Source organism: Nocardioides lijunqiniae (genome assembly GCF_015024225.1).
Classification (GTDB): Bacteria; Actinomycetota; Actinomycetes; order Propionibacteriales; family Nocardioidaceae; genus Nocardioides; species Nocardioides lijunqiniae.
Map to the genome: position 1 here is coordinate 25,567 of NZ_JACJGM010000007.1, position 12,760 is coordinate 38,326.

Genomic DNA, 12,760 nt, shown 5'->3' on the forward strand with positions numbered 1-12,760 from the left:
CAAGACCTAGGGTGGCGCCATGACCAGCGACTCGGCCGACGCTCCCCCGGCCCTGGCGTTCGCCACCGACAACTGCACCGTGGGCCGCACCATGGAGATCCTCGGCGAGCACGGGACGATCGTGGTGCTGCGCGAGGTCTTCAACGGCGTACGGCGGTTCGACGACATGCGCCGCCACGCCGGCATGCCGCGCCAGGTCCTGACCAACCGGCTGGCCCTCCTCGTCGACCACGGCATCCTGCGCAAGCAGCCCTACCAGGTGCCGGGCGAGCGCGCGCGCCACGAGTACCGCCTCACCCCCAAGGGCCTCGACCTCTACCCCGTGATGGTGGCGCTCGCCGCCTGGGGCGACCGCTACCTCGCCGACCCGGAGGGCCCGCCGGTCGAGTTCGCCCACCGCGACTGCGGGGCCCGGATGACGCCGGTGCTGGAGTGCGACGCCGGCCACCGGGTCGAGGACGTGCGCGAGGTGGCGCCCCGGCCGGGTCCCGGGGTGCGCCCCCTGGCCCAGTCGATCGTTCAGCCGCGCGAGCGGTAGAGCAGGTAGACGAAGTACGGCGCGCCGATCGCGGCGACCACCAGCCCCGCCGGCACCTGCGCCGGCGCGATCGCCGTACGGCCGATGGTGTCGGCCAGGCTCAGCAGCACCGCCCCCAGGAGCACCGCGACGGGCACCACCCGCAGGTGGCGGCCGGAGACCAGCGCGCGGGCGGCGTGCGGCGCGACCAGCCCGATGAAGGCGACCACGCCGACGGCGGAGACGGCCGTCGAGGTCAGGACGGCCGCGCCGAGGAGCGCCACGACCCGCACGCGCTCGAGCCGGATGCCGACCAGGCGCGGGGTGTCGTCGTCCAGCGAGAGGAGGTCGAGCTCGCGGTGGGCGAGCCACACGAGCGGCAGCGCGACCAGCAGCGCGACGAGCACCGGGACGACCTGCGGCCACTGCCGGTCGTAGGTCGAGCCGGACATCCAGGTGAAGAACTTCGGGGTGTCCCACGGGTTGGCCCGCACCAGCAGCAGCGCGGTCACCGCCGCCGTGAGCGAGGCGACGCCGACGCCGACGAGCACGAGGCGGTCGGAGTCCAGGCCCCGGCGCCAGCTCAGGCCGTAGACGACCGCGAAGGCGAGCAGTGCGCCGCCACCGGCCGCGAGCGAGATCGTGGAGGTGGAGGCGAGGCCGGCGGTCGCCGTGACCACGATGACGCCGCCGAGGCCGGCACCGCCGGTGATGCCGAGGATGCCGGGCTCCGCCAGCGGGTTGCGGCAGACCGCCTGGATGACCGTGCCCGACAGCGCGAGCGCCGCTCCGCCGAGCAGCGCGGCAGCGACGCGCGGCGCGCGCTCGTCCATCGCGAACTCCACGACCGGCACGGCGTTGCCGCTCGCCCAATTGACGAGGTCGCCCACCAGCAGCCAGGTGTAGCCGGCCATCAGCCCCAGCAGCAGCGCACCGAGGGTGAGGGCCGCCAGCAGCACGATCACCAGGACCGCGCGCAGTCGCCCGTGGCGTCGACCGGCGCGGGCGGTGGCAGGACGGCGGGTCGGCCCGGCGTCGCGCGCCTGGCGGGCCAGGACGACCAGCACCACCGCGCCGAGGATCGTGGTGGTGACCCCCGTCGGCACGCGCAGGGCCTCCTCGGGCGTCAGCGCGGCGCGCATCAAGGCGTCCGCGAGCAGGACGATCAGCGCACCGGTCAGCCCCGACAGCGGGACCAGGACGGCGTGGCGCTGCACGGACGGCACGACCCGGGCCGTGAGCCGGACGGCCGCCGGGGCGCAGAGGCCGACGAAGCCGATGGGCCCGGCCAGCGACACCGCGCACGCGCAGAGCACGACCGCGACGACGGTGCCCAGCACCCGCGTACGGCGCACGCGCACGCCGAGCACGCTGGCGGTGTCGTCGCCCAGCGCCAGGAGGTCGAGCCGGCGCGACAGCAGCAGGGCGGCGCCCAGCGACACGGCGACCAGGGGCCACATCTGCTGCACGCCCTGCATCCCGAGCTGGGTCAGGGTGCCGTTGCCCCAGGCGTAGAGGCCGGTCGTCTCCTGGTCGAAGAGCAGCAGCATCGCCCCGGCCGCCGCCTGGAGGCCCATGGCCAGGGCGGAGCCGGCGAGGATCAGGCGGGTCGTCGACGCCGCCCCGCCCCCGGCCAGCAGCAGGACCAGCGCGGCCGCGGCCAGCCCGCCCACGAAGACCACGAGGCTGTCGCCGAGGAACGGCAGCGTCAGACCGAGGGCGGCGGCCAGCGTCGCGGCGAAGTAGGCGCCGGCGTTGACCGCCAGCGTGTCCGGCGAGGCCAGGGCGTTGCGCGCCAGCGACTGGAAGAGCGCGCCCGCCGCGCCGAGGGCGACCCCGACCAGCAGCCCGGCGAGCATCCGCGGCAGCCGCGAGGAGACCAGGACGTCCCAGGTGGCGTCGTCGCCCCGGCCCACGGCCAGGCGGGCCAGGTCGCCGGCGCCGATGCCGGAGGTGCCCTGCGTGACGTGCCACCCGGCCACCACGACCAGCGCCGTGGTGACCAGCGCGAGCACGCCGGCCGCCCCGAGCGCGCCACGAGCCCCGACGGTCTCCAGCGGAGAGTCGTCGGGGTCCGTGACGGTGGCGGTGCGGTCGAGCAGCGTCACGTCAGGCGATGCCCTCGACGAACGCGTCGATGATCTGCTCGCCCGAGCGGGGACCGCCGAAGGTCCAGATGCCCTCGGGGAACGCCGCGAGGCGGTCCTGCTTGACGAACTCCGCCGACTCCCAGGCGGCGTTGTCCTTGAGCTTGGGCAGCCAGGTGTCCGACTCCAGCGCGGTGTAGAAGAGGTTGACGTCGCCGGCCTGGGCGATGCCCTCGACGTCGGTGGAGCCCAGACCGTAGGCCGGGTCGACCTCGCCGTCCCAGGCGTTGGTCAGGCCGATGGCCTCGCCGAGCTCACCGACGTAGGAGCCCTGCCCGAACGGGCGGATCGAGATGGTCGAGCCCTGCACGTAGGCGTCGGCGTAGACGAACTCGGTGCTCTCGGGGGCGGCGTCGGCGACGGCCTTCTTGGCCTCCTCGACGCTCTGGTCGAACTCCTCGAGCACGTCGGCGGCCTCGTCGTCCTTGCCCACGGCCTGGCCGATCAGCGTGAAGGTGTCCTTCATCTGCTTGATCGGGTCCTTGGCGTCGGCGCCGAGGAGGGCCAGCACCGGGACGTCGTACTCCTCGAGCTTCTTCACGACCTCGTCGTCGGGGCCGTAGACCTCGAGGACGACCAGGTCGGGGTCGGTCTGGTAGATCGCGTCGTAGTTGGGCTCACCGCGCAGGCCGACGTCGGTGACGGAGTCGCCGAGGTCCTCGGCCGTGTCCCACTGGGAGAAGCCCTTCGGGTCGGCGACGCCGACCGGCTCCACGCCGAGGGTCAGCAGGTCCTCGGTCATCTGCCACTCCAGCGAGACGACCTTGGTCGCCGGACCGGGCAGCTCGACGGTGCGGCCCGCGCCGTCGGTGAGGGTGATCGGACCCGCGTCGGCGCTGGCGGCCGCGTCCTGGTCCTGCTCGTCGGCCTCGTCGGCCGACGGCTGCGAGCTCCCGCAGGCGGCGAGCACGAGCAGCGAGGCCGCGGCCAGGGCGGTGGTGAAGGTCCTTCTCATGAAGCGGTCCTGTCGTCGGTGAGAGCGGGCGCCGCAGGGGTGCGACGCCGGTGGTGGCGCCCGCGCGGCTGGGTGCGCACGAGCCCGGTGGTGGGGTCGAGGGACGTCTCGATGGGCAGTCCGTAGACCTCCGAGAGGAGGTCGCCGGACAGGACGTCGGCAGGGTCGCCGGAGGCGCGCACGCGCCCCCGGTGGAGGAGCACGACCGCGTCGGCGACGGCCGCGGCCTGGTCGAGGTCGTGCAGGACCAGCCCGAGCGCGACACCGTGGTCGTCGGCCAGGTCGCGCACCAGGTCGAGGATCTCGACCTGGTAGCGCAGGTCCAGGTGGTTGGTGGGCTCGTCGAGGAGCAGCACCCCGGTCTCCTGGGCCAGGCAGGTGGCCAGCCACACGCGCTGGATCTCGCCGCCGGACAGCTCGTCGACGGCGCGGTCGGCCATCGACGTGATGCCGGTGACCCCGGTGGCCCAGTCGATCGCCGTGCGGTCGGCGGCGGACAGGGCTCCGAAGCGCTTGCGGTGGGGGTGGCGTCCGAACGCGACGACGTCGCGCACGGTCATCCCCGACGGGTGCGGACGCGACTGCGAGAGCATCGTGACCCGCCGCGCGAAGTCCTTGGCGCTCAGCGCGTGCGCCGAGGCGCCGTCGTCGAGGGTGACGTGGCCGTCCTCCACGCGGTGCAGGCGCGCCATCGCCCGCAGCAGCGTCGACTTGCCGCTGCCGTTGGGCCCGACGAGCGCCGTGACCCGGCCCGGCTCCAGCGCCAGGGAGGCCGCGTGCACGACGGCGACGTCGCGGTAGCCGAGGGTCAGCGCCTCGCCGCTCAGCGCCGGACGGGGGTCGGTGGTCACCGGGTGAGGTTAGCCTTACCTAGCCGTCCTCGACCAGTCGGCCGGATCCGATGAGACGCAGGCCACTCGCCTTGGCCAGTCAGCTCGGACATTCACCCCAGGTGCTGGGCCACGCGGGTGGCCGCCTCGACGACCTGCGGCCCGACCACCGCCTCGTCGAGCTCGCCGAGCGTGACGATGCCGATGCTGGCCTCGAGCCCGGCGACGCCCAGCACGGGAGCGGCGAGACCGCGGGCGCCCGCCTGCAGCTCCCCCGCCGTCACGACGTACGGCGTGCCGTCGCCCGCGCGCCCCGCCAGCAGCGCCCGGCCCGCGGCCCCCTGCTCCAGCGGGTGCCGCGAGCCGACCCGGTAGCTCACGTGGAAGTCGGTCCACGACGGCTCGACGACCGCCAGGGCCAGCGCCTCGTCGCCCTCGGCGACGGTCAGGTGGGCCGTCGAGCCCACCGACTCGGCGAGCTCGCGCAGCACGGGGACGGCGACGTCGCGCACGAGCGGGTGCACCGCGGCCGCGAGGTGCAGCATGCCGAGCCCGACGTGCAGGCGACCTCGCGAGCTGCGGCGCACGAGCGCGTGCTGCTCGAGCGTGCTCACCAAGCGGTAGACGACGGTCCGGTTGACGTCGAGACGCGCCGCCAGCTCGGTGACGGTCAAACCGTCCGGCGCCGACGCCAGCACCGACAGGACGCGCAGGCCCCGGTCCAGGGTCTGGGACGTCTCGACGGGCATGGCGCCCAGCCTAGGGTCGCGCCCTAAGAGGACTTGCGCGACGCCCACTCGCGCAGGCGGTCGATCCGCAGGTGCAGCTGCTCGGCGTTGGCGACGGCGGCCGCCGGGCCGCCGCACTCCTTACGCAGCGCGGCGTGGGTGATCCCGTGGGCCTGACCGGTGCGGTGGAACCACGCGGCGACCAGACCGTTGAGCTCGCGGCGCAGCACGGCCAGCTGCTCGTGGGTCGAGACCTCCGCGACCGTGTCGGGGTCGACCGCCACCCGCTTCTGCTGCCGCGCGCGGTCGCTCTGGCGCTGCTGCAGCAGCTCGCGCATCTGGCCGGGCTCGAGCAGCCCGGGGATGCCGAGGAAGTCCATCTCCTCCTCGGACCCGACGTGCACCTCGCCCTCGTGGCCGAACTCGCCGCCGTCGTAGAGCACCCGGTCGAAGCGCGCCTCGGAGCCGAGCGCCTCGAACGGCAGCCCCTCGTCGTCGCCCTCCGTCTGGGTCGCCTCGGCCTGCGCCATCAGCTCCTTCTCGGCCGCGAAGATGTCGCCCTCGTCGTTGATCTTGCGCCCCAGCACGTGGTCGCGCTCGACCTCCATCTCCGAGGCGAACCCCAGCAGCGCCGGCACCGACGGCACGAAGATCGACGCGCTCTCCGCGCGGTTGCGGGCGCGCACGAAGCGACCGACGGCCTGGGCGAAGAACAGCGGGGTCGAGGTCGTGGTGGCGTAGACGCCGACCGCGAGGCGCGGGACGTCGACACCCTCGGACACCATCCGCACGGCGACCATCCAGCGGGCCTCGCTCGTCGCGAACGTCGAGATCTTCTTCGACGCGGCCTTCTCGTCGGAGAGGACGACGACCGGCGACTCGCCGGTGATGCGCTTGAGCAGCTTGGCGTAGGCGCGCGCCGACTCCTGGTCGGTGGCGATGACCAGCCCGCCGGCGTCCGGCACGTGGCGGCGTACCTCGGAGAGCCGGCGGTCAGCCGCCTCCAGCACCGACGGCACCCACGAGCCCGACGGGTCGAGCGCCGTGCGCAGCGCCTGCGAGGTGAGGTCCTTGGTGAGCGGCTCCCCCAGCCGGGCGGCGATCTCGTCGCCGGCGCGGGTGCGCCAGGTCATCTCGCCGGAGTAGGCGAGGAACAGCACCGGCCGCACCACGTGGTCGGCGAGCGCCTGGGAGTAGCCGTAGGTGAAGTCCGCGACCGAGCGCGGCACCCCGTCCGGCCCCGGCGCGTAGGTGACGAAGGGGATCGGGTTGATGTCGGAGCGGAACGGCGTGCCGGTCAGCGCCAGGCGGCGGGCCGCGGGCTGGAAGGCCTCGCGGACACCCTCGCCCCACGACAGCGCGTCACCCGCGTGGTGCACCTCGTCGAGGATCACCAGCGTCTTGAAGCGCTCGGTGCGGATGCGCATCGCGAGCGGGTTGACCGCCACGCCGGCGTACGTCACCGCGACGCCGAGGAAGTCGCTGGAGATCTTGCCCGAGCCCGCGGAGTACGTCGGGTCGATCGGGATGCCGGCGCGCGCGGCGGCCTCGGCCCACTGGAGCTTGAGGTGCTCGGTGGGCGCGACGACGATGATCCGGTCGACGATGCGGCGCCCGATCAGCTCGGAGGCGACCGACAGCGCGAAGGTCGTCTTGCCGGCGCCGGGCGTCGCGACCGCGAGGAAGTCCTGCGGCGCGCGCTGGAGGTAGTCGGCCATGGCCGCGGTCTGCCAGGCACGCAGCGAGGGCGCGGTGCCCCAGGCCGCACGGTCCGGCCACGCCGGGGTGAGTGCGGGGGTGAGGTGGACGGCGGCTTCGGAGTCGCCGCCCGTCACTCGTCGTCGCCCTTGAAGCTCTCCCAGGCGTCCTTGCACTCGGGGCAGACCGGGAACTTCTCCGGCGCCCGGCTCGGCACCCACACCTTGCCGCACAGCGCGACGACGGGCGTGCCCATCACCATCGCCTCGGTGAGCTTGTCCTTGTCGACGTAGTGCGAGAAGCGCTCGTGGTCACCCTCGTCGGTCGGGACGGTGCGGCGGTCCTGCTCGACGTCGGTGTCCGTCTTGGTCGAGAAGCCGATGGAGGTCACGGCTCCAACTCTAAGCCCTCTCCAGTGGCCCCGATCAATCCGTCGAGCTACCGGTGGAGAGTCAGTTGAGCTCGGGGTCCGAGGGGCGCGTGGAGTGCCACGCCAGGTCCCCCGGCTGGCGCCGCAGCACGTCGCGCCACAGGTCCGAGGGGTCCTCGCGGAACACGTCGTCGGCGGTCGCCGGCACGACGTACCAGCTGCCGGTCTCGATCTCGCCGTCCAGCTGGCCGGCGCCCCACCCGGCGTACCCGGCGAAGATCCGCAGCGAGTCGAGGCTGTCGCCGAGCAGCTCCACGGGGGTCTCGAGGTCGATCAGCCCGAGCTGGCCGGTCACCTCGCGGAAGCCGACGGGACTGTCGGCCGCGGAGGTCAGCAGCGCGACGGCGAGCGCGCCCTCGGTCATCACCGGGCCGCCCTGGAAGAGCACCTCCGGACCGGTCACCACGTCCTGCCAGGCGTCGAGGACGTCGGCGACGGCCAGCCCCGAGGGGCGGTTGAGCACCACGCCCAACGTGCCGCTGTCGTCGGCGTCGAGCACCAGGATCACGGTGTCGGTGAAGTTCGGGTCGTTCAGCGCAGGCGTGGCGACCAGGAGCACTCCTGCCTCCACCGCGGTCACGTCGCCATCATGCAGCACGCCCCGTCCCGGGCGCTGCACCCCGCGGGGTGGCCCTCAGGCGGCGACGACGGACTTGAGGCGCTCGAGCAGGCCGGGACGCTCCTCCGCCACGTGTGCCGGTGCGGCGGCGGGCCGTCCCCGGTGCCGCAGGCGGGCCGCCTCCTCGATCCGGGCGCCGACCGAGGCGGCGGCCGGGTCGTCGACGCTCGAGCGTCCGGCCATGACGGCGAGCATCATGTGCTCCTTCGCCGTGGCCTTGACCATCGCGCGCCCCATCTCCTCGTCGAGCGGCGCGGAGCGGTAGCCGTCGAGGATCATCCGGACGCCGGGAAGCGCGTCCGCCGCGTCCGCCCAGGCGTCCTCGACGGCGGCGGACAGGTCCAGCGGCTCGTCGGCCAGGACCCGGTCGATGCGGCCGGCGAGGTGGGTGTGCCAGCGCAGCTGGAGCGCGGCGAGCAGCGACAGCGCGTCGCCGAAGGTCTCGGTCACACCGTCGAGGTCCAGGGGCAAGGTGGCGTCCCGGCGCTCGTCGGCGGTGCGGATCACGGAGCGAAGGATCTCGCCCCGGCGGTGGAAGGTCGTCCAGGTCATGGTGGTTCCCCCTACTCGGTGGCACTCACATACCGTGAGTACGTACCGAGAGTATGCAACCGACCGCGAGTCTGCCAACCGCTCACCGAGGTGATCCCGGACACGAGAGACGGGCGCCACACGTAAGGTTCGGGGGTGAGCAAGTCCTCGGTGTCCAAGCTGGTGCCCAAGGTGCCCTCCGTGGGTGGCAGCCGGCGGGCGGCGTACTCCGCCTCCACCAAGCGCGCGCTCATCGACGTCGCCCAGACCCTCTTCACCGACCAGGGCTACGCCGCGACCTCGCTCGACCAGATCGTCGCCGGCGCCCGGGTCACCAAGGGTGCGCTCTACCACCACTTCAGCGGCAAGCAAGCGCTCTTCGAGGCCGTCTTCGAGCGGGTCGAGAGCGACTCCGCCCAGTCGGTCAAGAAGGCGCTGCGCGGCCACCGCGACCCCTGGGACAAGGCCCGCGCCGGCCTGCGCGCCCACCTCGAGGTCGTCCAGGAGGCGCGCTACCGCCGGATCGTGATCCAGGAGGGCCCGGCAGTCCTGGGCTACGAGCGCTACCGCGAGCAGGAGGAGCGCTCCACCTTCGCCAACGTCCTCGACATCGTCCAGTCGGTCCTCGCCGCCGGCAAGTGGGAGCTCGACGAGGACATGCAGCAGACCTTCGCGCGGATCTTCTTCGGCGCCATGTCCTCGGCCGGCGAGGCCGTCTCCGGCTCCGAGGACCCCATCGCCGCCGCCGTCCGCGTCGAGACCGCCATCGGCTTCATCCTCGCCGGCTTCCAGATCCTCGTCGAGAACGACGTCCAGCTCCCCAACGCCCTCGCCGACTGACGCGCCGCCTCCGGCGGTCGAGCAGCGACGGCGCCGGTCCCGGTGGTCGAGCAGCGAGGAGCGTCAGCGACGAGCGCCCGTCGAGACCCCGTGAGCCGGACCGCGGACCGACCCCACGGTGGTTGAGGTGCGAGCGCCAGCGAGCCTAGAAACCACACCTCCGGTGGTCGAGCAGCGAGGAGCGTCAGCGACGAGCGCCCGTCGAGACCCCGTGAGCCGAACGCCGACCCAACCTACGGTGGTTGAGGTGCGAGCGCAGCGAGCCTCGAAACCACACCTCCGGTGGTCGAGCAGCGAGGAGCGTCAGCGACGAGCGCCCGTCGAGACCCCGTGAGCCGACCGCGGACCGACCCCACGGTGGTTGAGGTGCGAGCGCAGCGAGCCTCGAAACCACACCGCCGATGCGTGGCTGGAGTGGGCCCGCGCGCTAGCAGCCCGGGTCTCGGCGTCAAGGAGCTTCGCCCGCTTCGCGGCGGCTTCGCCGTCCTTGACTCCGAGCCTCTCCCGGGCTGCTTTGGCGGCGCACGGGCGGCGACGGCTTCGCCGCGCCGCCCGCAAACAGCGCGGGCCCCGCCTATCGGTCACCTATGTCGGCAGTTCGCGCCCCGAGCGGAGGTGTCCACGCTTGGCCCAGCCAGCGCGGTGACCAACTGCCGACGCTGAGTGTCGGTAGACGCACCACCAGTCACACCAGCCCCACCAGAGGGGTGCCGCGCATTGCGCGGGCGGCGCGGGCGAAGCCCGTGTCGCCCCGTGCGCCGTCAAGCCGGTCGAGAGAGGCTCCGGGTCAAGGACGCCCGCAGGGCGCCGCGAAGCGGGCGAAGCTCCTTGAGGCGGAGACGCGACCGGCTAAGCGCGCGGCACCCCAGTCCTGCCCCGAGGAGACAGCCACAGGTGCAGGGGTCTCGACGGGCGCTCGTCGCTGGCGCTCCTCGCTGCTCGACCACCGGTTGGGTGGTTTCGAGGCTCGCTGCGCTCGCACCTCAACCACCGTGGTGGCGGCGACGTGGTTTCGAGGCTCGCTGGCGCTCGCACCTCAACCACCGAACGTGGCGGCTACTGGAAGGTGACGTTGCCGCCGTTGCCCTCGGGGACGAGCTCGATCCAGGTCTTGCCGGCGGGGACGGTGAGCTTGCCGGCCTTGGTGGTGAGCTGGAGGGGGGCCTTGAGGTTCTTCTTGGCCCAGGTGCCGCGGACGAGGCGGCCGTCGTGGAAGAGCAGGGCCGCGCCCTTGCCCTCGAACTTGGTCTCCGGGACCGGGTTGCCGGCGGGGTCGGTGTAGCCGGCGTCGCCGACCTTGACTCGGAGCACCAGCACCGAGTCGGCCGGGAACTCGTCGCCGTCGGCGGCGAAGGTGTTCTCGTTGACGTAGCCCTTGCCGCGGTAGACCCAGTTGGTGGTGTGGCCGCCGGAGAAGCTGGCCGCGATGCTCGTGGCTTTCTGGCCCTTCGGCAGGTCGGCCGCGGTGCCCCACGGCAGGTAGTCGTCGGGTCGCGTGGGCTTGGTCTTGGCCAGGGTGGCGGTCTTGCCCATGTCGGTGAAGAGGTTGTACGGCGCGCTGCGGCCGGAGTCGCGGTAGAAGCCCTTCGCACCCTCCTGGAAGAAGTCGATGCCGGCCCCCTTGATGCGGTCGATCGTCACGCCGGCGGCGCCGCTGGTGACCATGGCGCCGTCGACGGGGGCGACGATGCCGATGTCGCTCGCGCGCATCGAGCGGACGGGACCCGCCTCACCCGGGATCTTGGAGTAGTAGAACGCCGCCAGGCGGGTGACCCCGCCCTCGACGAGCTCCTCGACGACCAGGTCCGCCTTGCCCAGGCCGACCTGCGGCGCGCTGGAGGCGGTGTTGTCCATCTTGAGCACCATCACCGGGTGCTGCTTCTCGACCTTGGTGCCGTCGGGCGCCTGCAGCCCGGTGAGCGGCCAGGTGGCCGGGACCTCGGGGGCGGACGAGGGCGCCGCCTCCGGCTCCTCCGACTTCTTGCCGCCCTCGTCGTCGCCTCCGCAGCCGGCGAGCAGCAGGGACCCGGTCAGGACGATGCCGGCGAGCATGCGGACAGAGCGCATGGCAGAACTCCAAACGTGTAGTGATCGACTCGACTTCAGTGTCGCGTGCGGGCCGCCCCACCTCGGGAGGCGCGCCCGGAGGGCTAGCCGAGCTTGGCGCCGCCGTCGACGTAGAGGGTCTGGCCGGTGATGTAGGACGCCTCGTCGCTGCAGAGGAACGCCGCCGCGGCGGCGATGTCCTCGGGGAAGCCCACGCGACGCACGGGGTTGGCCTCGGCGTTGAGCGCCCGGAACTCGTCGACGTCCATCTTCAGCCGGGCGGCCGTGGCGTCGGTCATCTCGGTGGCGATGAAGCCGGGGGCGATGGCGTTGGCGTTGATGCCGAAGGGGCCGAGCTCGATGCCGAGCGTGCGGGTGAAGCCCTGGACGCCCATCTTGGCGGCGGAGTAGTTGGCCTGGCCGCGGTTGCCCAGCGCGGAGACGCTGGAGAGGTTGAGGATCTTCCCGTACTTCTGCTCGACGAAGTGCTTCTGGGCGGCCTTGGTCATCAGGAAGGCGCCCTTGAGGTGGACGCCCATGACCAGGTCCCAGTCGTCCTCGGTCATCTTGAAGAGCAGGTTGTCGCGGGTGATGCCGGCGTTGTTGACCAGGATGTGGATCCCGCCCAGCTCCTCCACCACGCGCGCGACCGCGGCGTCCACCGACCCGCCGTCGCTGACGTCGGCGCCGATGCCGACGGCCTTTGCGCCCTCGGTCAGCGGCAGCCTCGCCGCGGCGTCGGCGGCGGCGGCCTCGTCGAGGTCGATGATCGCGACCGACGCGCCCTCCTCGGCGAACCGCGTGGCGGTCCCGAAGCCGATGCCGCGTGCGGCCCCGGTGATCACGGCGATGCGTCCGTCGAACCGACCCATGGTGAGCTCTCCTCGTGTGGCGACAGGGCCGTGCGGCCCGGAACGCCCGACACTCTAGAAGGCCTCGGCCTCGCGGCCGTGACGAGGGGCGCCGGACCTGGCGGGCCGTCGTCCCTAGCCGAGCGCGGCGCGCAGGCGCGCGGCGTAGTCGGCGGACTCGGCGTCGGCGTACTTCGTGCGCGGCCAGAAGAACCCTCGCAGCCCGTCGCCCTTGGTGCGCGGCACGACGTGCAGGTGGAGGTGGGGCACGGACTGGCTGACGATGTTGTTCATCGCCACGAAGCTGCCCTGGGCGCCGAGCCCGTCCACGACGGCGGTGGCGATGCGCTGGGCGGCCTCCAGGAAGCCGTCGCGCAGCTCCGCCGGGAGGTCGGGCAGCGTCACGACGTGACGGCGCGGGACCAGCAGGACGTGGCCCTTGAACACCGGGCGGCGGTCGAGGAAGGCCAGGAAGTCGTCGTTGTCGAGGACGACGTCGGCGTCCGCCTCACCGGCGACGATCGCGCAGAAGACACAGTCGGGCATGTCCGCGAGTATCCTTCGCGTG

At 73.0% G+C, this 12,760-nt stretch carries 13 protein-coding genes; 2 read left to right on the forward strand and 11 right to left on the reverse strand.

The genetic code is table 11. From position 1 onward, the window contains the following. Positions 1-19 precede the first annotated feature (19 nt). A complete protein-coding gene (locus IRQ30_RS05890; protein ID WP_193612058.1) occupies positions 20-538 on the forward strand; it encodes a winged helix-turn-helix transcriptional regulator in 519 nt (172 codons plus the stop codon). Here IRQ30_RS05890 and IRQ30_RS05895 read toward each other — a convergent pair. The 8 genes from IRQ30_RS05895 to IRQ30_RS05930 form a co-directional block, all read right to left on the reverse strand. Further along, positions 520-2,625, reverse strand: a complete 2,106-nt coding sequence (locus IRQ30_RS05895; protein ID WP_338089586.1) for an iron ABC transporter permease — start codon at positions 2,623-2,625, stop codon at positions 520-522. The genes IRQ30_RS05890 and IRQ30_RS05895 overlap by 19 nt on opposite strands. Before the next feature lies 1 nt (position 2,626). Beyond that, on the reverse strand, positions 2,627-3,619 hold the full coding sequence (locus IRQ30_RS05900) for an iron-siderophore ABC transporter substrate-binding protein (protein ID WP_193612059.1): 993 nt from the start codon (positions 3,617-3,619) through the stop codon (positions 2,627-2,629). Beyond that, positions 3,616-4,470 carry an ATP-binding cassette domain-containing protein gene (locus tag IRQ30_RS05905; RefSeq protein WP_193612060.1) on the reverse strand — a complete coding sequence of 285 codons (855 nt, stop codon included), beginning with the start codon at positions 4,468-4,470 and terminating at the stop codon, positions 3,616-3,618. The genes IRQ30_RS05900 and IRQ30_RS05905 overlap by 4 nt, the downstream gene beginning before the upstream one ends. Before the next feature lie 92 nt (positions 4,471-4,562). After that, positions 4,563-5,198, reverse strand: a complete 636-nt coding sequence (locus IRQ30_RS05910) for an IclR family transcriptional regulator (RefSeq protein WP_193612061.1) — start codon at positions 5,196-5,198, stop codon at positions 4,563-4,565. 23 nt (positions 5,199-5,221) lie between these two features. Further along, the gene (locus IRQ30_RS05915) at positions 5,222-7,012 is read right to left on the reverse strand and encodes a DEAD/DEAH box helicase family protein (RefSeq protein WP_193612062.1); all 1,791 of its coding nucleotides are present in this window, start codon (positions 7,010-7,012) and stop codon (positions 5,222-5,224) included. Beyond that, complete coding sequence (locus tag IRQ30_RS05920) at positions 7,009-7,257, reverse strand: DUF3039 domain-containing protein (protein ID WP_134740716.1); 249 nt, start codon at positions 7,255-7,257, stop codon at positions 7,009-7,011. Before IRQ30_RS05920 ends, IRQ30_RS05915 begins: the two co-directional genes overlap by 4 nt. Before the next feature lie 70 nt (positions 7,258-7,327). Further along, complete coding sequence (locus tag IRQ30_RS05925; protein ID WP_193612063.1) at positions 7,328-7,885, reverse strand: YqgE/AlgH family protein; 558 nt, start codon at positions 7,883-7,885, stop codon at positions 7,328-7,330. A 54-nt stretch (positions 7,886-7,939) separates the two neighbouring features. Next, complete coding sequence (locus IRQ30_RS05930; RefSeq protein WP_193612064.1) at positions 7,940-8,476, reverse strand: hypothetical protein; 537 nt, start codon at positions 8,474-8,476, stop codon at positions 7,940-7,942. 135 nt (positions 8,477-8,611) lie between these two features. On the opposite strand from IRQ30_RS05930, the gene IRQ30_RS05935 reads away from it, so the two are divergent. After that, entirely contained in the window at positions 8,612-9,295 is a 684-nt protein-coding gene (locus tag IRQ30_RS05935; protein ID WP_193612065.1) for a TetR family transcriptional regulator, read from the forward strand. Between the two features lie 1,056 nt (positions 9,296-10,351). On the opposite strand, the gene IRQ30_RS05940 is transcribed toward IRQ30_RS05935, so the two are convergent. From IRQ30_RS05940 to IRQ30_RS05950, 3 genes are all read right to left on the reverse strand, one after another. After that, positions 10,352-11,362 carry a DUF3048 domain-containing protein gene (locus IRQ30_RS05940; protein WP_193612066.1) on the reverse strand — a complete coding sequence of 337 codons (1,011 nt, stop codon included), beginning with the start codon at positions 11,360-11,362 and terminating at the stop codon, positions 10,352-10,354. 83 nt (positions 11,363-11,445) lie between these two features. Next, positions 11,446-12,213 carry an SDR family NAD(P)-dependent oxidoreductase gene (locus IRQ30_RS05945; RefSeq protein ID WP_193612067.1) on the reverse strand — a complete coding sequence of 256 codons (768 nt, stop codon included), beginning with the start codon at positions 12,211-12,213 and terminating at the stop codon, positions 11,446-11,448. Positions 12,214-12,327: 114 nt separating this feature from the next. Next, complete coding sequence (locus tag IRQ30_RS05950; RefSeq protein ID WP_338089595.1) at positions 12,328-12,750, reverse strand: HIT family protein; 423 nt, start codon at positions 12,748-12,750, stop codon at positions 12,328-12,330. Positions 12,751-12,760 lie beyond the last annotated feature (10 nt).

What these genes read in the sequence shown, in the direction of transcription:
- IRQ30_RS05930 (WP_193612064.1), bottom strand. Translation starts at nt 8,476, where the DNA reads ATGACCTGGACGACCTTCCACCGCCGGGGCGAGATCCTTCGCTCCGTG.
- IRQ30_RS05900 (WP_193612059.1), bottom strand. Translation starts at nt 3,619, where the DNA reads ATGAGAAGGACCTTCACCACCGCCCTGGCCGCGGCCTCGCTGCTCGTG.
- IRQ30_RS05940 (WP_193612066.1), bottom strand. Translation starts at nt 11,362, where the DNA reads ATGCGCTCTGTCCGCATGCTCGCCGGCATCGTCCTGACCGGGTCCCTG.
- IRQ30_RS05910 (WP_193612061.1), bottom strand. Translation starts at nt 5,198, where the DNA reads ATGCCCGTCGAGACGTCCCAGACCCTGGACCGGGGCCTGCGCGTCCTG.
- IRQ30_RS05890 (WP_193612058.1), top strand. Translation starts at nt 20, where the DNA reads ATGACCAGCGACTCGGCCGACGCTCCCCCGGCCCTGGCGTTCGCCACC.
- IRQ30_RS05945 (WP_193612067.1), bottom strand. Translation starts at nt 12,213, where the DNA reads ATGGGTCGGTTCGACGGACGCATCGCCGTGATCACCGGGGCCGCACGC.